This is a genomic window from Bradyrhizobium sp. USDA 4506 (assembly GCF_054058795.1).
Map to the genome: position 1 here is coordinate 1,989,457 of NZ_JBSSBM010000002.1, position 21,565 is coordinate 2,011,021.

Consider the following 21,565-nt stretch of genomic DNA (forward strand, 5'->3'; position numbering starts at 1 on the left):
CATCTCCTTCTCATTGGTCAGGCGAGTTCGATGCGAGCGAGGAGTCTTGGACCGGATTCGACCGGACCATCGAACGTTTCCTCATTTGCGCTCTTGGCCAGCGTGATTTCCCGGACGGAAACGGCGTGCCGCCAGCCGTCATTGTCCAGCATCCGCGGCAAGGTGAACATGCAGGTCCAGGCCCAGCCTCCGTCTACCTGCGTGGCAATGCCCGACGAGCCAGGCTTCCATGTTTGCCAAGTGCAGCGCGAGCCATTGATGTCTATTGCGCACTCCTCCGACGCGGGTTTCGAATGATCTCCTGGATGGTGCCTGATCAACTCGACCTCGAGCGCGGGTCTGGTACCGGCGAATGATGAAGCTGGATCGACCGTCGCCGTTATTTCATTTGCGGACTGATCCGGTAGCGCAAAAGGTCCTTTCACGGTTACGAAAATATTGGTCTGCTTGTCGTCAGCAGTGTGCTGGCACGTCGCTTCGATGATCCTCCCGGGTAACGGCTGAACCCATTCCGCAACAGGCGTCGAAACCCTGAGCCTTGTTGGCGCGCCGCCATCAATAACTTCGATGTCTTCCCGAGCATGAGGTTGGTAGCGAACGAGGCCAAGGCGCATTCTTGGCAGCGGATAGGGATCGGTTCGCAACGCAAGGTCGACGTACCAAAGCTCTTCTGACGGATCAAAGAGAGGTGTGAACGTAGACAGGGAGACTGCAAGGTATTCTGACGGGCTCGCTTTCGATGGTTGGGCAGAGCTTTGGTTCTGCGCCGCTTCCGGCCCGATGGTCGTTTGCTTGGCCACATTGTCCTGACCGGCGGAAGACCACGGTCCCTCGACCGGGATTGGCATAAAGGCAGTTCCGATGGTTTCTCCGCCGCGCCCTTGCACGAGAGACGGGGCAAGGAGAGGGCCGACAGGAGCAGCGCCTCTCATGATGGGATCGCCACCCCAGCGTGACACATATTGGCCGCCGGCCCCCAGATCTCCATCCAGAAGTTCAACTTTCGGGATCGGCGTCCCGCTATCGTCTCGCCCGACGCCTTTCGCAAGCAGGCCCGGCGGCCAAAGCACCACACCCAGCCTTTCACCTTCTCCTGAGGATGCCCAGGGACGGCGCAGCCAGATCCGGTAAGACGTTGTTCGCTCGTATTTCAGAGTAAAGGTGCGCGGCCCCGTTTGCGTACGCGTAATCGCAAGTTCCTGAAAACCGGCCTGTATCCGGTCTATGACCGGGGGAGCCGGGCGTGCTGTGCTTGGCAGCCAGATCTCGCTGAAGGCACCTGCTACCCCCGTGTCCTCGACATGCTTCGCGTCTCTCGGAGGCATGAGACCTGCGTGGCGGCCGAGTGCAACCGGTCTCACCTTAAGAAGGCGTGCGCCAGTTGTTTTGAGAGTAGAAGACAAACTGGTTCGCAGGGCGTCTCCCAGCGGTTTGGCAGCGCCCCAGGATGCTGATTGCAATTTCTCAAGAAGCCAATTCCGCCGCAAACCAGCCTTGCAATCCTCGGGGAGGGGTATTCCATCCAATCGAAGTGCAATGACCCGACGGCGCGGAAACGTGACACGATGATCTCTTCCAATGCTGAAACCGAAAAGCCGTTGGTCGCCTTCCTGAATATTTTCGGGCCAGATATCCTGTACCTTCTGATTCTTGCCCCGGCCGCGATTTTCGTCGTCGAGATCTCCATCAGGAGCAGCGCATTCGATTTCCAATTCCAGAGCACTCGTCGTCACGGGATCCACTTCCAGGTGACCGCCAAACAGCGCGCCAACTGATCCCTCTTCGCAATATCTAATGTCCCAATCCGTGGATCTTATTCTCTCTATAAAGTCCAGACGGCTCTCTCTTGTTGGATCAACAGCGTCGTCGCCTCCCGCAAAGCGCCTGCGGGTAAGCTTGAGTGTGCCTGGAAGCAATGCCGGAGCCGTCACAAATGTCTCGTCGATTGCATGCGTCAGCCGCATAGTAAGAGGTGTTGCCAGTGCAGTGACCGGACGACGCAACATGGTCTGATGAACCTGGACGGCGAGTTGCCGCCTGAGAACCTCGGATGGCGCGCTCAAATTGCCCGCGCCTGTGCACACCTTTACCTCTGCCGATGCAGCGCCAGTGCCATTTTGATCGTCAGAAATTTGTTTCCCAACGAGAGCCTTCAGTCCCCGGGCACAAGCGTTGGAGCTGTCGAACAGGCCTTCCGGCTCGCCACCATGGGTAGCCAGAAGGCTGGCCGCTTCAACGTTGTCGAACCAGTTAGCAAGTTGTCCGACAGTGGGAACGAACCAGGCCTGGAGCTCTACATCCTCGCCAGGCTGAAGCAGACAGCGAACTGTCTTGACACTCGCACCGGCAAGATTTCGAAGTCCTCCATCCATGAGGCGGAGGGTATCCTTGCTTCCCTTGTCAGCAGCTTGAAGTTCGATGAGGACGGGCAGGGCATCAGGCCACGTTTTTCCAGCGCGAACAGGTACAACAAGGGGATTTCCAAGCCAGCCGTCGCCTGCGCCTGACTCGGGCCGGCGCAGGGCAAGTACCAGCAGACTCGCCGCAGGATCCGGGTAATAGCGCAGTGCCGGATCAAGTTGCTCGGCACGATGAGGCGTTGCGGTCACATGCTGCGGAGTGTTGGGATCGTGTTGGCTCGCCCGCAGGTCCGGGCGACTGAAGCCGCGCAAACCTTCCGGAGGATAGCGCGTTGCCGATCCAAGGTGGTCGAATACACCATGCAAGCTGGCGAAATGCATCGGCACGGGAGGAGCAACAAGCAAACGGGTGGTCTGTTTTGGACGTGCACGGTGCGCTTCACCAGAGGAGCGAACGACCATCGAGGTCCCGTATTGCGTTGGCTTGATACCCTTGAGCGCCTGGAGCTCCTTATCCAGAAAGAGCATCATCGGGGCATCAACTTTCTCGTGTCGCAGGAAACGGCGCCCCTCAACCGGAATATCGCCCAGTTGTGCGGCTGGCATCGAGAAGCTCGGCAGGGTTTTGAGAACCTGCGCGGCGCCTTCCCTGGTAGTTGATACGCCGCCCTCGACGACGCGGATCACGCTGACGTAGTACGGCCAGCCCAGCCGAAGTCTTGCGCCGGCGGTATGGCGGTTGCTGTTGCGCGCTGTTGAGGGAGCTGCATACGAACGCGAGATGTTCAGCTCGTCGACGGCAAGGAACGGCGTGCGGACTTCTCCACCAGCAGATTTGCCGTCCTTTTGTGGCGGAGTCGGGGGCAGACCCATTGGCTCGCCACCCCAGGCTGCTACAGTACTGTCCATGATGAGCGTTACAACCTTGCGATCAAGGCTGTCATCATCGTTCTTGTCATTGATGTGTACCTGATCGAGCGAGCTAAGACTGGCGGCATCCAGATTGAGCCGACGGTCTCCATCAGCGCTCCCCAGCCGCCGTTCGAGCTCCTTTTCGACCCAATTCTCCTGTCCAGCCGGCGGAGCTGGATCTCGGTACGTCACTCGACGAAACTGCGGACATCGCCACTCGATGGTTTCCCCGGATCTTACGCCGACGAGCAAGCGCTTGCCGGTTTCCAGTTGTGCCGCATCCTGCAGAAGAAGGGCTTTTCCGGCTCGGCAGGCGTTTGCGCTATCTCTGACGGCATCTTGGCTTGCGAGCTGCTTGCAAGCGGCGAGCAGTCGATCGCGATCGATCAATCGAAATCCACCCGAGCGAAGGGTAGAAAGTTCTGCCGGGGTATCGTGGCTGCCCGGGGCCCCGGCGTCCTTGTGCGCCGCTGCATCGTCTGCAGCCCTGGCCCGATGTTGCGCGACTACCTTTTTCTGACGCGTAACATCGCCTTCTGAAGCAAGAGCGGGATCTACCGTGCAGATCTCGTAACGAGGTCCATGCTGCCCGGCGATGCCGAGGTTGATCAGGCCAAACCTGTCCGGTTCCTCAGCTGGTTTCGACACCGATCGCTGGTTCTGCGCCGCCTTGGCCTCTGTTTCCGTGGCTGGAAGAAAATTACCGATACCATCCAGTGACAACCTCGCAAGGGTCCAGCAGCGATGGTCACCATTCAGCGAAAGTCGCAAAAATTCGCCGTGCCTGGACGTGAAAGCTTTCAGGGCATCTATCGGTATGGTCGCGTCGACAGCAAAGCCAACGAGGCGTTGCAACACAGGATGGGCAAGAAGGGCAGCGAAGCGGCGACGGGCAGAGTTCAGCAACTCCTCGGCGCTGCTGCATTTTATTGTGGGGGCCGGGGCAGGAGTAGCGTGATGATGCGCCGCATGGATCTTGTCGAACACATCTTGCAATCCGCCATCGCGCCCCAGGGCCTTGTCTGCGAAGGTGCTCGGCAGAGGCCATATGGGCTCTGGAATACGGCTGGACAAAGCCTCGGCTGTCGCAATCCGATAGGGGGCCATCCAGTCCGAACGACGACCAATCAACAAAGGTTCGACCGCGACATCGCTCCCGACAGCATTGTACGCAAGCTGGACAGGTGGCGCAGTTTCACCGAGCCATGGACGATGCACATCAGACGCGAGGCTCAGGTCGGGGGTGTTGAGTATCGAGGCATTTGGCTCGGCAATGGCGTCAAGCAGCAGACGACCTCTTTCGAATGTGAACGCCATCGCCGCTTCAGCATAGGGAGTCGGCAGTATCGCGTCAGGGATCAGGCTCTGTTCTTTAGCCGCACATTTGAGAACCTCGATCAGGCTTTTCCAGTCTTCGTCAGGGCCTTCTGACCAGGGTCGCGCCATCATTCTGTGCCAGAGATTCACAATTCTCTCGGCAATTTCTTTCGTGGGTGGGGCCCATTCAACTGTCGCGTCCAGCTTCTCATGTTTCGCAAGGGGATCAGGCGCGGCGAAGGGCGCCGCCAGAATGGTGATGCGCCGATCTTTCGGCGTCCCGTCTGTACCCTCGACAAAAGCCCGCAGGATATCCGGCCATGCCTTCAGCGCCTCAATCTCTGTGTCGGCTGTGGGTTGAAAGGTGATCGTCACACGGGCAGCTCCCGGAGCACCACCCTTGTAATTCAGTAAACCCGCTGCGATCGCTCTGGAAGCCGCCGCGTACTGCTTCACGTTGTATGTGGGCCGCTCAACGGTGCCGGGAAGTGCCAAATCACTCATGTCAAATCCATCGGGGAAGGCGCGAGCTCAACGTCAAAATATGTAGAATGAAGGCCCCAGTTATCGCCGGCACTCACGCCAATGACGGCGAGCTCGGCGTGATGGAGGTCATCGGTGCGGCACCAGGAAGCCCGTGCAATGTCGCCGCTCGCATCTGCAAGTCTTACAAGCGAGCTGGGAGCGAGCGAAGCAGTGGCTGCGTTTCCGCCACCCTGGAACCCTGCGCCCATATTGCGCTTTGCCTGGGCACTGTAGCTCACCCGCGCAAGGCCCACGGAGAACGAGAATGTGAGTGTAGCCTCTCCCTCCAGTGCTCCGTTACCCTGCCGAACCATACGAAGAGTGAAGGCGGCGCTAATAGAGAAGCAGGCGATATGCGCAGTGAAGCCCGCTGAAAAAATGCCTCCCAGATCGCAGCTGTTCGCGGTCTGGCGGACGTACACGCCAGAAGTTACATACGCTGTGCCTTGCAGTGGCCCATAACCGATCGAAGCAATGCCGCCAAACTCGCAGGCACTATCGAAGGCCTCTATGCCTTTTGCGCTTCCTTCAAGCCCGAAGTAACCGGTTCCTCCGTATATGCCTGCCGAGATCATGAAGGGGGAATCGAGCGACCCCAGTGAGAACCGAACGCGCGCCGGCTTGTCTTCGAGCGGCAGAAGCATCGAGCCGAAGAAGTTGATGTTCGTGAATGTTACACCAACCGTGATGACAGGGATGGCAATTCGATATCCCGCTTCGATCGCCGGATTGACAAGACTGAGACGGGTAAACGGTCCGTTGTCACCGCCGATGGAAAGCCACTTTGCCAGCTCGGCCAGAAAACTGAGAATCTTTCCAAAGACGATGTTGTTTGTGTCGAGAGGCGCCAGAAGCTGCCCGGTCTGTCCTGAGCCGCCTGAGTAAGTGATACCTTTTTTGAAGTCGACAGTGATGATCTCGGGGATTTCGAGCTTGAATGGATCTACCCGGCCGCTGAAAATTGCTGTGACCTTCGCTTGATCGAAGTGGGTAGTTACATTCGAACGAAGATCGAGCACCGGCTTCGACCCGTGGGGCTCAAAGGTGACGAAACTGGCAACTGTTACTTTGGACAGTGGAAGTGTGAGGGTGCTGGTGAGCGTCTTGCGGGCCGGAACGAGATTGCGGAGCTGATCCTCGAAACTGTGGCGCACACTGTCGACATCGATCAGCTGCTGGAGGCGGGCACGGGCGCCATGGGCGAGAAAGTCGTTGACCTGCGTTGTTATTTTCTGGGGAGCTGATTGCCCGCTTTGCCACAGCTTGAGAAGGTTCTGGAAGGGGATAGCATCTGCGCGGTTGAGGCTGGCTTTTGCTTCAATCGCCTTGGCCGCAGCGTTCGCAGTCTGGGCTTCCTTGACGAGTTCGTCGTCATCAGCAGAGCATGTCCCGTCGCCTTTCTGTACTACGAGGATGCTTTCGGCCCATCCTGTCGAGCAAGGCGGGAGCCCGAAGAATGTCTCGGCGACAGGATTGAGCTGTGTTGCTTTCGCAAGAACGAGTTTTCGAACAGCTCGAATGTCGTCGTAAAGGCTGGCAACTGATTTCGCTCCCTCTTTCAGCACCGTATTCAACAGGCTCTGCAATTCTGCCGGGAGGAGGTTTGCGATTGCTTCCCGAAGTGCGCGCCGGAGTATCTCCGCCTCATTTGTGAGTGCGGCCTGGAGCAGCGCTTTGTAGTTCTTTTCCAGCTCTGTTACCCGGGACCTGACGTCCTCCAGACCGAGCCCGGTTGCCGAGCTGAATTCTTCCAGTTGGGTCTTGAGGGTTGCAGATCTTGAAATCACATCTGACTGAATGCTGCTGATGACCCGGTTTGGATCAGGTTCGTCACCCATCAGATTCGAGAGGATGTGAGTGCGGACACGTTCAAGTGCATTCTTCCGGGCTCCCGACTCCGCACCCGCGATCGTGATTTCGCGGGAGAAGTCAAGCCAGGCGGCCGATGCCGTGACGTAGCTGGCAGTGAGCTTGTCCCATTCGGCTTTGATGTCTGACGGTATGGCGCCCCTAGGGGGAGGCAAAGCGATGACGGGGACGGAAAGCGAAAGGCTGGCCAGCTGGTCTCGCATGTGCCGGAGCTGGGAGAGAAGACGTGCGACGGTGGTTGTCGGAGCAAGACACGCTCCCGCCGTCAACTGTTGCAGGAGCGCAGTACGGGCTGCGGTCAGCTGATTCACTGCGTCTTGGAACGACTGCAGGTTCTTTGTCGCTGCGGCGACCAGCGCCTCAGCGTAGTTCCTGAAGGCACCGAGCTGCGCTTCACGACCCGCTGCAGCAGTCGTGATTGCCTGGAGGCTGCTGTTCATTTGCGCGATCGCATCCTGCAGAACGCGGCACGTTGCCCTGCCGGTTGGTTCAGCGAGGACATGTATGGCGGGAGCAGGGCAGGTCCCGAGATCAGGCAATACAGCCTGTATAATATCGCGAACTGTGGTTATGCCCGAACTGCAGACGGAGTTTGCCTTCTGGACGACGGCCTGGAACCGCAACGCCGCAGAGATGATCGCGTTTATGGCTTCATCAATGTGCTGCGCGCCCTTGTCCAAGCCTGCATCAGCAAGTTTGTTGATCGCGTCAAGGACCTGCCTGATCTCCGCGTAAAGCGGGCCGGCGATGGTTCTGGTCAGTTCCTCGCGCGCTTCATTTGACAAATCTGCAAAAAGAGGATCGGCGAGAAGTTTTGCCACGGGATCCGGGGCAGTCCAGATTGCCGCCCATCGTTCCTTGTCGTCTTTGAGATCCTGCAGGATTTTCCGTGCTGGATCGGCGTTTGCGTAAAGGATGGCATCCGACCAGGCATTTGCATTGCGTGTCGCCTCGGCAATCTTGGCCGCGACCGCACTGCGTATGATGCGTGCCGGATCGAGCTCGCGGAGCCGGTCAGAGGAGATTCTTGCCTGGAAGTCGTTGATAGACTGCCGGATGTCTTCGGCGACCGAGGCCAGCGGTGCGCGGGAGATTTCGTCCAGCGCATGAAGTACCCGTCGACCGGATGACCATGTTCTCGAAAGTTCGATGGCAAGCTGGTCGGCGTTCGGCTGCGCAGTCCGGTTCAGGCCGGACACGGCGCTTCGGGCAGCTTCCATCTCGTCAAGCGCATTGCTGAGATCCGCGAAAACGGACCTTCCGATCTTGTCGATGCGGTTCTTAAGATCTGCGATGAGACTTTTGAGAACTCCCTTCTCATCGTCGAATATGGCTGCGATTTCATTTTTCGGAATCGCAAACTGGGAAACTTCCTGCAGTTTCGGAAGGACGTTCTCCCCCATGAGAGCGATGGCAATCAGGACGAATTGCCGGAATTCAATAAGGCCAAGCAGCTTCGCCCCGGGAGGGAAAAAGTTGCCTACGAAGTCCGCGGTCGAAGTCGCTCGGGATACGCCGGAGCCGGCATCTGATCGGGTAGTCGACGCATCGGCAAACCGCACCCTTGGCGGGACCTCCATCAAGGCCCTCGCGGCCTTGTCGGGTGAACTTCCGACTGGACCGAGTTGGCGATTGAAGCCGACGACCCGCAGCGCCATTCGCCCGATCCCGCCTGATCGGTCGCCCTTGTCGCCCATATCAAAGTCGAACGGAACGGCGTCGAGGAATGTCTGCTCCCGGGCCGTGCTGCCGAATCCCTGTCGGACGTATTCCTTGTTGTAGGTGACAGTGATCGGAGGGGCCGGGCTGCCTTTTAATCCCTCTATTTGCTGGGAACGGATCTGGGCGACTGAGAGGCTGGGATAAAACGGTGGCTGCGTCGCCGCCTGGAGCGGGCCGTCGAAGTCGAAGCCAGGTCGCCCTTCAGCAGCGACCTGCTGCCAGTCCGTATTGAAGGTACACTGGCCGGGTTCCTGCTCATCGGCATATTTCCGCGCAACGCCATTGTGTGCAATCAGGTCGTGCTGGAATGGTTTGGGGTCGGTCGGATCAGTCTTGTCAGAGTAATATCGCTTGCAGAGAGCTTCCACCGTGCGCGGATCATTCGCAGCCCGGTTATCGACGAACAGCAAGGGCATGGAGACGGCCGACGCGCTGTCGTCGATGAGCATTCTGAAACGGACCGATCCGGCTGGTCCGGCGTCGGTACGAGGCCAGAACACGAGGCCTGAGAGAGCGCGCTCCTGCTGACCGGCTCCATCGCTGACGGCTCCAACCACGTTTCCGCGGAGGCGCGTCTTGAGACCATCGTTTGCTGTGCCGACGCGCCCCAGTATTTCTTCGGTTGGATCAAGAAGGTCAGGAGTTCGCAGGGTAAGCAGCTTTACACGTTTGGCCGGAAAGCCCCTGCCACTGAACAGCTGTCCCGTCGCGGGATAGAGCTGTTGGTCCCGCGACACCTCGATAAAGAACCGCTGCGCCTGCTCTACAATGTATCCGGACGCCGGATCGTCCGTAACGGCAAGTCGAATGCGGGGCTCTGTAAGCTTTACAAGAGCTGCCTTATGGCCAAGAGGAAACAGATATCCTCGTCGAACGATAGTTGTTACGACGTCCCGACCGTCGACAATGATTGAACGCCAACGCTCTATGCTGAATGATTCATAGAGCGGCATCTTTTGTGTCCGCTTGCCATCGGCATCGATGCTGGCTGCACTTGGTGGCTCGAAAGTCGTGTCCAGATCGAGTGTCGCACCAAGACTGCCCAACAAAAGTCGATTGGTCGTCAGAGGCCGAGGCAGGTAGATTGCGGATGTATCGGCGCCGGTTTTGCCGGATCCCGGGATAATCTCCGTCCAGATGTCGCTCAGACCATAGCCGGCAGGAGGACCGACCTGGCTCGTGTCTTTCTTGTCAGAACCCTTGTCGGACGGGGGAATGCCAACAACCGGCAGCCCGGGAACAGAGGAGAGGATGACGAGTTCGTGCCGGTCTGCGGAATCAAGCGCGGTACGGAAGCGTCGCGCCTTCGATTCGTCATTCTTATGGGACTTGAGATCCCAGGGCGCCCAAGGACCCAGAGGAGGACTCCGTTCCCGTCCGTCGGTTTTGAAGACACCGGGCTGGTAGTCAGGGGACCAGATTGCTCTCAGTGAGGGCGTGGGCAGCGCCTCATGCAGCCGTGCCTGCCAGATCAGCGTAGGCGAGCCGGAGGGCGGTTTCCAGAAGTCAAGGTGAGCCGGAAGATGGCGAGTAGTTTTCCATCTCGCATCTTGTGATGGCGAAAGTATTAGTCGGGAGGGTACCTCAAGCGAAGTTTCGTAGTCGCTGGGGCGGGCTATGGCCTGCCTGATCTCGGCAAGACGGTGCGCACTATTCCAGAGTTCGGCGCGGCCGGTTATGCCGTGATATCGCAGAATTTCCGCGGGGTCATCCTGCGGCTCGAGTTTTGATTGTTTTGGATCCTGCGCCTTGTAGAGTCGATGGGCCTGACGCACCACCTTCAGATTGAAGCTCCGCCAGTCAGTTAGATTTTCGACCGTGAGAGCGAGTTCCTTAGCCTCGAAGTCGAACGCAAGTCTTGAGGCGCCCGACATTCGGGCTTCCACGGGTAAGGACAACCCCTCTGGCGTTTCGCATTTACGGGAGCAATCCACTCCCGTTGTGGCATCCTCGGAGCTCTTCTGCAGGCTCTCCTTGAGCTGAACGGTCAGAAATTCCTTCGCGAAAGCTCTGGACACCACGGGGGGAGAAACGCCCGGAAACAGCGCTTGCCAGTCTTTCTGGCGCAGGGGCCAGTTCGGCAATATCAGCAGAACATCCTTGTGTTTCAGATCCCAGCTTTTGAGTACTTCGAACAGGTCGTGATTGAAGCGGTCAATTCGGGCCTCGGCAAACAACGCAGCGAAAAATTTTCCCGGATCGCGTTCGCGCGTGGCAATCTCTTTTTGTTTGCGGATATCCACTCCGACAGGAGGAAGCGGAATCAGGCCAACCGCTTTTTCGATGTCCTTGTCGGTATCTGCCGGCGACCGATCCTTGCCAAGATCCTGAAGCACTTGGTCGATCGCACTTCGTCGGCCCTTTGCGAGAATTTGCCTCGCCGCCTGCCGTCCTGGCACAGAAACAAGACCGAGAGGGCCGATCCAGAATTTCTCGCGGGGAGGAACCTTCTTTTCGGGATCAGCATCCCATAGCGCTGAAAAATCAGCGAAGGGTGTCAAGCCAGCATTTCCCGGATCACTCTTCTCTGCGGCAATTTTGGAATCACGTATTTGACGACGTAACCGTAGTACGTCTTCAAGACTCGATGACCGCAGCCTTGCAAGGTCCGAAGCAACGATATTCGGAGCAGAATCGGGCAGGTCGAACTGCTGACGGAGAAACGCCCGCTCCATGATATGCTGCGGTGGAAGATCGACCACCAGAACGCGCTCCGGATTTGCTCCTTCTATCTTGCGTCCAACCAGATAGGGCTTTCCGTTTCGCAGCTCGAGATCGATGTTCTTGAACCTGAACTCCAGACTCATGAGGTCTCGTGATCTCGCGATCCTCAGTTTTGCATCGTCGAGAGGAAGGCGGACAGTCTTGGTTGCAGCGCCGAACTCGTAGCCGAATTCATTCGGGTTTCGGCGCAAGCCAGGAAGAAAGATCTTGAAGTTTGCTCCCTTGAAATCCAGCCGGTTGAAGACGGTTCTGTCTTTCTGATCGACGAAATCGAGCCGCGTACGATCAGAGCCCTGAATGGCGATGTTGTGGTTGAAGAGCAGAGTCGGCATGTCGAAGCTGGTTATGGCATCAGCCGTGCTCGTCAGCGAAACCTTGAACGGTTGTCCATCGTCGTCACCGCTCAGGTCAAACGTGCCGACTCTTGAACGAAACGGCCAGTGGGAAAGGTCGCACGCGAGCGTAGTGCTCCGTCGGGCTCCATCCTGATTGAATTCAGCCTGGGCAATTGGGGCGGCCAGTGTTTCCTGCCTGCCCTTTAAACGAAGGACGAGGTCACCGATAATGCGGACGGGATGCGCTCCGCCGTACAGAAACAGTCTGGCCCTGGGATCAAGATCAAGAGTAACTGAAACATCACGAGCAGCTCCCAACCGAACTGTCCGGCTGGTGAACGGAGCCAGATATTCTCCGCGCCATCCAGATGCGTCCTTTGGACGTGGGCCAATCAGCAGTGCAGAAGGTTTGAACGTGTCGCCGAGTGTACTTAGCGTACCCCTGGAAGGTCTTAGTACCACGGATGAGTTACGGTGAAGCTCGAGCTTCGTTTGAACGGGCAGCTTCAGGCCGGTTGCGTTGCTGAATATGGCGTGGGACGAGGCGTCCAGAGGTAGCGCGAGCGGCTCTCCATGCAGAAACCGGGCGAACGTCAGGTTTGCGCGGCTTTGTCCAAAATCCTGCCAGATACAATGCAGGGTCCAGCCTGCATCACTCTTTTCGAAATTGAGATCAACGGAGGTCTCAAGGTTAGCGGACAGCGATAGTTGACGGATCCCAATCGAAGTTTCGCTTGTTTTGCTGACGACCGCAGAGGGGCCGAAAGAACGACTCTCAACTAACCAGCGAAGGTGATTCCCCTCGCTCACGAGAAGACCGCCAGTCGTGCTTTCTATTATTAACGGCGCTGATGCGGAGGCACTGCCAAATGCCAGGGCTGCGGTCGAGCTTCCCAAAAATTCCCGGCGTGTGATCTTGACCAAACCCAGCCCTCGAAACTGTTCGGCTCAAAATAAACGGCGTCGGCGCGCGAAAGCGCGCGCTCCAAACAGCCGGTTCAGGAGCTTGTCCGTGATTGAAACTCTTGAACGAGGCCAGCCGGCGTCGCCTCAATGCGACCCCTGCATCCTCACTGTGCGCCGGTAGCCGGGCCTATATCAGGCCTGAACCCAGTGCTTCCGGAATATTAAAAGTGGAAGTTCGGAAATCTTGCCTTGCCAGCCATGTGTGCCCCCAGCGAAATTTATGGCGTACTCTCGCAGTAATTGCACAGAATATTTACAGGTTGTGCGAAGTCAACAGCTTTTATACTGACACCACAACGCTGTGGCGGATGAACATGGGCCAGCCTCACAAGCGTCGCCAAGCTGCAGTGCAAGGACGGGGAGCAAGTTCCCTGCTATGGCTGCAAGCGGAACCGGGAGACAACCGTCTGCGTATGCTCCACGGCAATGCGCATTCCGCCACGCACGTTGCCTCAGCGTACGCCGATCTGGAAGGCGCGTGAAACGGTAACGTTGGTAAGCAAAAGGGTGACTATGTCGAAAGACGCTGATGATGAATTCGGGCCCCGAGCGGAATTTACTTACGGGAATGCTGACGCTGCTCTTGCTGATATCATCAGTGAAGCGGATGATCGTGTTTACTTCCGCGTTTTGAACCTGTCGCCTGATCTTCAACGCGCTCCGGTCGACTGGTGCGCAGCTGCCGCTGCGATAGTCGCCGGTTCTGATCACCTGAATCTGGATGCCGAGAGTTTTTGGAAGCTTGGCAGGGCTCTTGACGCAGCGCCGGATGCAAAGGCAGCCGCCGACATTCGTCAGGTGTCCCGGGCCTGGGCCGACACGCACTGGCACCTGATAGAAACCCAGGCGCGTGCGCTTGCATTGAATCTTTTCGGAAAGTCCAGCTACGCCTTCAGTCGGGATTTTGGTGCTTTTGTCGAGGGCTGGCCGAGGCTCCGTAACGACCATCTGCTTCTTTCGTCAGCTCTGGATTCATTCGAGCGGGGGGTACCGGAAATCAACGCAGGGATAGGTCAGCTGCGGGTACTCCAGGGCGATGAAACAGCCGCGGCGCGGGTTATGAGGGCGGTGACGTCGCGGTCCGGATTCAGTGAGTATGACGAGCTTGCTTCGCTGATCGCCGAATGGTCGGGCGGCAGCGTCTGGGGCCAACTTCAGCATTTGCTTTGGCGCAAGGGTACTGAAAAGCACCGCGCACACACAGTCCTTGAGAACTGCGAAACTGATGTTCATCGGGCCGCGGAGCTCCTTATGGAGCTTGGCCTGACGATCACGAGTCACCGGTCATACAGGCTTGCTGAGCTCTCGGCCGAGACGCGAGCGTCCTGGCGACACGACCTGTACACAGTCGTTGGCAATGCTGCGGCGCTCAAGCATGCGGTCACTGAGGCGCTTCTCTGGTTCGGCTCGCCTCATGATGATCGCGCCGTCATCTTTGCTGTTCTCGACTTGCATGCGTCAAATGAGCTGGCCGCGATAGTGCCTTTCACATCTCACCACGACGGTCTTGTCCGTCGGCGCGCAGCTGCTGTTCTGAATATGGCAAATGGCGTGCCGAACGCTGAGGCGCTCCTGCAAATGAGAAGCGCACCGAAATCTGCCGTCAGCGAGCGCCGCGACGGATTCGGCGCAAGCCGCACCTGGATTGGAGACAAGCGCATTGAGAGTCTCATGGAAGATGCGCTTGGAGTCGCGACGCACGCCTTCGGCGATGAGGTGCGCCGGACGCGGGACAGCGGCGAGGAAACTCACGTAGCCATACTGTTCGAGCGACTGGCGGGCGCATTCTCGAAGATAAGCGACAGGTTAGCAGCCTATGCCGCTGAGACAAACGCGAACGAGCGCCTGGAATTCAAAATGGAGCATCGGCTAGTAGGCAAGGCGGAGGAGGGCGGCAGGGGTATTGGTTCTGACCGATTTTCGGCTGACATTTGCATTGTATTTGAGGCACGGGAAGACGGTCGGCCATTCACGCGCCGGACCTCTCTCATTCAGGCCAAACGCATCTTTGTCCGGCAGGGAGCGCTGGAGGTGGACTACTACCCTGTCGATGCGGGGCAGCTCCGGGATCTCGCAGATCAAACTATGGCAGGCTTTTTGTTGCTTGTCGGTCCGGCCTGCGAAGGCGTGTCGATGCCTGTAATACCTGCGCGTCTTTTCCTCGACCTTGTGGAGCGTGGGGAGCCTTCAACCCAGATCGCGCCGGCCGCGGCTTCTCAACTTGGGAAGAGGCTTGGAACGTGGCTTGTGGAAGACGTAATTGGATTGTGGACCGGCGACTGGAAGGATCAACTGCTGGCCAAAGCGTTGGGCGGGGAGGGGCGCGAGCCCTACCTCCTCGTGGAGATCACAGCAAATCGAATACGTCGGGGGCCGGACGGCTGGCTCCGTTAACGCCAGCTATCGACTGATGGTTAGTCAGACGTCACGCTGGCCCGCGGCCGGCAGCGGCTTGTTTCCGACCTGTGTCTTCAGCCTGTCAAGTTCCGCTTTATCGCCTGTGATCCACCGACGTGAGCGTGCAGCGCTCTCGGCGTTGAGAGTCTGGACCTCGTGAGCGGCCGCCGCTGCAGAAGTGATCGTGGGCTTGGGACTGTCGCTGGCGGTGAGATAAAGCGCGGTAGCGCGGGATAGTGGAGCGGAGAGGCTCTCCATATCCCCCTTGGCGTACAGAACGCCTGTATCACCCAGGATGAAGCGGCCGCACGGGTCTGTCTTCACTACCCAATCGAGTGATAACAGTCTGTCGCGCACAATTTTGCGGCCGTCGGGACTGCGCACCACGTCAGTGAACGGCAGCTCCGGCAGGCCTTCCGTTGCGTCGAGCCCGGTTATGATCTTGTTCAGCGCATCCTCTGCGCCACCGAGCCCTAGGGACTTGATGTGTTTGAATTCAGCCTCCGTAACGGAAGCACCGGGAAAGCGCGTCTGCCACGTCTGGCTGAACGTGTTGAAATCAGGGGCCTCGAAGGCCTCAACGAGACTCAAGGTCAATTCCTGCGCTTTCGGATTGTAGGACGTCACGACATCCGGATCGCGAAGAACTTGCGCTGCCAGAAATGAGGCGAGCTCTTCCTTTGCGGCGAGACTGTAATCGCCATTGAGGACGCGATCGAAGGCAGCGCTGCCTTGGGAGTCAATCTTGTTGAGATCAACTGTCTCGAGGGTGGTATCGTCGGCTCCTGATGGTTCGATCGTGTAAAGATTGAATATTTGCATCAGCTGTTTCGCGGAATGCTCCCGGATTCGACCGGAAAGGTGGTCGTAGGCCCAGAGTTTACCGTCAAGTCCGGCAAATTTTCGAATCCAGAATTGCGGAACGAAGTGGTGTATGCGCGGCTTTCCGGTCAACGGTCGCTCCCCTCGGCTGCGGGTGGAAAGGCATGGTGGCGTCGGTATCTCGACCTTGGTGCGGTGCTGCGCGGCCGTCAATTCTTGTGTCTGAAGCGATCAGGATCGAAGTGCTCAAGGGCTTCGGTGATCTGGGATTCCGTCATGCGAGGCAATGCGAAGAGGCTTCGCACGCGATTATAGGCGTCAGTCAAATAAGCGATTTGGGCGGCGTTATTCCAGTCATGACGTTGTCTGGTTTCGATGGCTTCATTCCGGCGGGATTGTATCCGGTCCATCTCCCATTCGGCAAACCAGCGCAAGTCGCGAACATTGACCAGTCCGGCCTCAACGCGACGCGTGGGGAGCCCTCCGAAGCGATCCATCACGGCGAGCGAGCGTCGCAGGAATTGCGACCATTGTCCGAGCATCAACTGATCCCTCAAGAGCAAGTAGCCGTTGTGCGGGACGATAACGCTGCCATGGAGCATCCAGAACTCGCCAGTATCATCGAAGAACATGGTGACATTGGTGGATGATGTCGGCTCACCGTGCGCACTCGTGATCCAATACTTTACAAACCCTTCTTCGGTAGCGCCGTAGTTGCCTTCGAAAGCCGTATCGCTCGGCGCTTCAACGGCCAGCGATTGATGCAGGCCTGCGATTTCTGAAACAGATGGCGGATGCGTTTTCCAGCCTGCTGGCGTAACGCGGATGTAGGCGCGCGGGACGTCAGGAAGTCGGACTTCGACCCGCCCGGGACGACCAAACGCTTCGTTATGTACCAGCAAACTCTTTGCGGATGCCCAAATCGAGGGATTCTCTGCGTTGGCTGGTACACCTTTGACGGTCACACTCGCGGCGATTTCGTCAGCCCGGTCGGCGAGATTTGTCTCCAGCGCTCCCTTGAATTCCTTGACCAGCTTCTTCTGCACGCTCTTGCGCGTAGCCGGATCGGCGCCGTCGGACAGGTGATAGGTAAGTATGCGCCTCTGGCGGATATCGAACGGCAAATCCTCAATTTCAGCACCGGTTGCCGTGTTCAGGACGCCAATTACCCGCTCCCAGCCGGGCTTTTGCATCGCCCACCCCAATTCGATCATTACGTTCGGATTCGGGAGCCATTTCTCTCCCGGGGCCTTCGTACGGGCGATCGGCGTCAAGTCGGCGACAAAGACGGCTGCGTTCGCAATCTTCGTCAGGATTGACGACGCGATATCGACCATACCGCGCTCGCCCTTGGTATCGTGATCAAGCTCCGGTCTTTCAGCGTCGCTTACATCCATTTCGCCGTTGATCAGGTTGATGGCTTCCACCAATGAAGCGCGCACGAAAGTACGGCAGGTCTCAGGTGAATAGTCACTCTGCCAGGACCAGAATATTCTCGGGGAGCCGTCGGCCGTCACATTGTACCTCAGTTGGTTTTGTGCGTTCATAACAACTCTGTGGCTTGGCTGGGCAAGATCAAGCAACTGCCGACCTTGCCGGGGCGCGAGGACCGAAATTTGCCAGGCCCCCGCTCCATGCGTGATAGCGTTATGAGTTGATCCGCTGGCTTTTGCACCGTATCTCGATAGCCGGCAAGGCGTATGTGTCCCCAGCGTCGGACTTCCTTGGCGACAGCTTCGCCCTTCTCTTCGTTGAAGTCGAAAATGGGGACTGTCACGCCCTCTGCAGCGAGAGCTCGCGAGATATCGCCCATGTTCTGGCGGCCGGCGAGCGCCGTAAGCAGCCGGTCATCGGCACAGAGCCAGCCAGAGCCGAACTCACAAGCTCATTTGAGGACCTTCGACATCCGACGACTACCCCAAACGATATCGGGCGGGACCGCGGTCCCGCCCTGGCCTCGTTGATCTGGTTTTGGATAGCTATCGGCGCTCTTTTTCACACTCGGCGTACCCCATCGGCTTGATGTTGGAGCACCAGCTGTCAGGCTTCCGCTGTTGGGACGCCTCCCTCAAGCAGGCTTCATACCGCTTATCCACGTCATACCTGCAGGAATGATAATCCGCGGCAGCAGAGACAATGCCAGCTGCCAAAAATCCAATCACGAAAATCGTGCGCATGAGCAATTCTCCCGAGTTTCATCAGAAAAGGAATGCAACCACAAGGCGGGAGACGCGTCTAGCGTCTAGATGCTCGACCCGAAAGCTTGCGCGAGAGGCGACTGGAACGGACCCGCTGTATCCTATTAGTTAAGGCCGTATAGGCACCATGCCTGCCCCGGTGAAGCTGAAGGGCGAGACGTTAGAGAGCTTCCGCGTTTGATGGCCTATGGCGAGCAGTCCCCGTTTCACGTACAAATTGTGAAACGAGGAGGAGAGAATGCCAAGCATTGAGATCGGCATGAAGGCCGCTAACGAGCATTGGGAGAGCTTCATCAAAGGCGCTACGCTTATGCTCGGCGGCAACGGTGTTGGATTTGGAGGATGCCTAACGATGCTCAAGGACGGGGTGCCGTCCATTCCCGGCTTAGGCGTTTTCATCCTTTTCTTCGGAGTGGGTCTACTCGGGTCAGTTGGCTATTATGCAACGCTCACGATCAGTAAGGTAGAACTCCAGCAGGCAGTGGTCTCCGGAAAGGCCGACTTCTCCAAAGGGCTAAGCTTCGCAAGCTGGTTCTTTCTGACATTTGGAGCGGGCGGCTTCATCAGCGCTGTAGTCGCTGCAATGTATCGCTTTGCTTCTCTGTGATAGTGGGCCGCCGGGTCACGACCCTAGGGAATCAAGTTGCGTAGTATATCGTCAGAGGATTGCCATGGACGATTACCCGAAGAAGTTTGAACCAGCCCGCGACCAATTCGGCGGTATCGACCTCGACCGTTTCCCGGAGTGGTGGGAGAAGGCGTCCAAATTCTATCGTGGCGTTCCAGAAGAGTGTGCTCGTTATTGGCTATTCGAACACTGGGGTGTGTCGCCTTACAGCTCACTGAAGTCGGGCGAATACACAATCGAGCGCCAGACATGGCCGGCCGAAAAGATCCTTGAGGTCGTATCAAGCTGGTGCCGGTTTGATCCGGAACATAAGGCTTGCCGAGAAAAAGGCGAGGAGCTGTGCAAGAAGCGGATGTTGAACGGCGACAGATACCCGACCGCGACGTACATGCTGGAGGAGGGCGAATTCCCCACTCCTATTGTTGTTCTCGACAACCTAGACGCACACATGTCCGAAGACCGAGTCGGTCGGCGAGACGGTCTGCCGGTTTCGCTGGTGCTGATCGAAGGCCATAGGCGGTTCAATATCGCTCTATACCTGCTCACGCAGCGTAAGCTTAAGCCCAATGTTGATGTGTGGCTCATGACAAGACTCCAGGCCCAGGCGGCGGGATCTAGATGGGCGCCGTGATCTGGCGGCTGTAAGGCAGGAGGTTGGGCAGAAGGACGCCACAAAAACAAAAGCCCCCCGAAGGGACTTGTGGGGACTACTTGGGTTTCAGCTTGTTGAGTGTGGCCATAGTCTTGCTGAATCTGACCTGATGCGCTTTCAGCGACTCGACCACGCGCTTCATGTTGCGCTCGACAACCTTCTTTTGTGCGGGCGCCTTGGCGTTATCAGCAAGCTTCTTATAGCGCGCATAACTCTGTTGAGATGCGGCAAACGATGGGATTCGGCATGTTGTGCTGCGTAAAATGCCCTGACTAATTGCGGGGCTTGTGCGGCGCCGAGTGGGGAGGAGGCGCCGAACCTCTATAAACTACCAAGTATTTTCGTGCCGGTACGGTCATGCCGGCAACTTTGAAACTTGCGCACGGTGACTGATGCACGTCGATCGCTTGAAAGGTCTTTGATGCAGTGTCGAAATGGCCAACTGCTTCAGTCGGTCGCATTCATGTTTGAGTCTCTTCAATTCGGTGAGAGGAATTGAACGACCGGACCAGCGCGCTCCCGCTCTGTGACGGTATTTGAACCTACGCCGAAGCAGTGCGGTAATTGCGGCCTTGGCTACGCAGGCACTGCTGATCAGTCAATTGACTCCGATAGGTAGCGAAATGATGAGGATCGCGAGGAGCTCGAATTTTTCTGTGAATTCAAGACCGAAGAATTAGAACGGCCGTACCGTCGGCATTTGTCCGTCAGCTCCTAGGATTTGTGCTTGGAAATCAACGCGAAAGTACCTTCCCGAATAATCGAGTGGGAGTAGTGCGGCCTGCTGGCATCGCGTGGTTTAGCGTGGTCTCGTCGAGTTGTTCTCGCTTCCTTCGCATTGAGAATTCTGACCGAAGTGGTGAGCTTGGCTTATCCCGGTAGAAGTCCAAAATCCATTGCGTGTTCACTAATGGAGTATCGCAGCGCGTTGGATCGTATAGAAGGGCCGGAGGCCCAAACCTTAGCTTCGAGCACCGGCAGGGTTTTGGCGCAAAGCGGCCCAAATTTGCTTGTTTAATGCTGTTCTTGGCCGTTGTTAGAAACGGGCCCATTGGCGCGAGTTTGCAAGATCCTGTTCTGAGATCCCGCTTCGAAATGACCTGGCGAAGTCCGTACTGAGGGGAAAGCGGACGCGGAGCGGGCAACTCAAGACGTTCCCGTTTCTGACACTTAGGAAACAGCGTTGCCCTTTGACATTTCTGGAGGCGAACTACTCGCTACTCTTGCCCAGCGGAGGCCGCCGCTGCAGTGCTTACGAACAGACCTTGTAGCGATTTGGGCGTCAACTCGACCACCGCTGCAGTGGGGCTGCCCAGCTCAGCAACTTTGTCGGTAGTGATGAGATTAGTGACTCGCAATTCTTCCCTGGACAGTTCATGTAAATCTTCCCATGGCGGAACGTTTAGCGATAGTGACAACAGATCACCCGCGCCGCCCATATCGAAGGTGTATTTGGCGAGACTTCCGATATCGCGCTCAACGGTCATGAGATCATATGCGCTGTAGCTCGCGGCCCGGGCATTCTCAGCGCGGTCGCCCATCCAGATCTGATGTACGCGGACATGCGCCTGTCCAGGCACGTAACGCGACTTGCCCGACAGCAGCAGAAAAACGCACATGGATTCGCAGTAGGCCTCCGGCGACACGTGGGCGCGCTCGCCGCTACGTGCGCTGGGGGTAAGCACGCTCACCCCGACGGTCGTGACCATTTCGAGCGCCCGAAACCGCCGTCCGAGCGCGATCGCGTCGTTGACCGATCCGCCGCTGGAATCCAGCACGACAGTTTCGCCCTTGAGCTGATGATCGCGCGCGAAAGCATCGAAATCGCTTGGAGTGTCGGCGGTGACGATGCCGACTGCGCTGATCCAGCCTCGGCAATTCGGCTGGCAAGCGACCCAGCTGAACTTCATCGGCAATCTGCGTTCTTCGAGGGCGACGCCGGCATACGCCGAGCAGCCCAGCATGGCTACCAAGCCGAGCAATGCGATGCGAAGGGTGGGGGCGCTGAGCAACATCCAAGCTCGGGTGGTCGCCCAGTGAGCGAGCATGACTACATAACCTCGGCCGACTATCGGGTGGTGTTAGTCGCGTTAGGACCGCGTATATGCACCGGCGACAGCTGGCGCTGCCCGTCCAGC

Annotated in this window: 8 protein-coding genes; 3 read left to right on the top strand and 5 right to left on the bottom strand. The window is 57.7% G+C overall.

Features of this window, described 5'->3' with window-relative positions:
* Positions 1-17: 17 nt before the first annotated feature.
* Positions 18-5,093 carry a hypothetical protein gene (locus ACVIHF_RS11465; protein WP_456792106.1) on the bottom strand — a complete coding sequence of 1,692 codons (5,076 nt, stop codon included), beginning with the start codon at positions 5,091-5,093 and terminating at the stop codon, positions 18-20.
* On the bottom strand, positions 5,090-12,688 hold the full coding sequence (locus tag ACVIHF_RS11470; protein WP_456792107.1) for a hypothetical protein: 7,599 nt from the start codon (positions 12,686-12,688) through the stop codon (positions 5,090-5,092). Before ACVIHF_RS11470 ends, ACVIHF_RS11465 begins: the two co-directional genes overlap by 4 nt.
* 555 nt (positions 12,689-13,243) lie before the next feature.
* On the opposite strand from ACVIHF_RS11470, the gene ACVIHF_RS11475 reads away from it, so the two are divergent.
* A complete protein-coding gene (locus ACVIHF_RS11475; RefSeq protein WP_456792108.1) occupies positions 13,244-15,124 on the top strand; it encodes a hypothetical protein in 1,881 nt (626 codons plus the stop codon).
* Positions 15,125-15,148: 24 nt separating this feature from the next.
* On the opposite strand, the gene ACVIHF_RS11480 is transcribed toward ACVIHF_RS11475, so the two are convergent.
* Positions 15,149-16,081, bottom strand: coding sequence for a DUF4238 domain-containing protein (locus tag ACVIHF_RS11480; protein ID WP_456792109.1), 933 nt, complete (start codon positions 16,079-16,081; stop codon positions 15,149-15,151).
* 77 nt (positions 16,082-16,158) lie between these two features.
* A complete protein-coding gene (locus ACVIHF_RS11485; RefSeq protein ID WP_456792110.1) occupies positions 16,159-17,496 on the bottom strand; it encodes a hypothetical protein in 1,338 nt (445 codons plus the stop codon).
* An 889-nt stretch (positions 17,497-18,385) separates the two neighbouring features.
* Between ACVIHF_RS11485 and ACVIHF_RS11490 the strand changes: the two genes are divergently transcribed.
* Positions 18,386-18,754 (top strand): hypothetical protein, encoded by a 369-nt coding sequence (locus ACVIHF_RS11490; protein WP_456792111.1) that lies wholly within the window; start codon positions 18,386-18,388, stop codon positions 18,752-18,754.
* A 64-nt stretch (positions 18,755-18,818) separates the two neighbouring features.
* Positions 18,819-19,406: a hypothetical protein gene (locus ACVIHF_RS11495; RefSeq protein WP_456792113.1), complete on the top strand. Its 588-nt coding sequence runs from the start codon at positions 18,819-18,821 to the stop codon at positions 19,404-19,406.
* Between the two features lie 1,238 nt (positions 19,407-20,644).
* Here ACVIHF_RS11495 and ACVIHF_RS11500 read toward each other — a convergent pair.
* Positions 20,645-21,442, bottom strand: coding sequence for a hypothetical protein (locus tag ACVIHF_RS11500; RefSeq protein ID WP_456780825.1), 798 nt, complete (start codon positions 21,440-21,442; stop codon positions 20,645-20,647).
* Positions 21,443-21,565 lie beyond the last annotated feature (123 nt).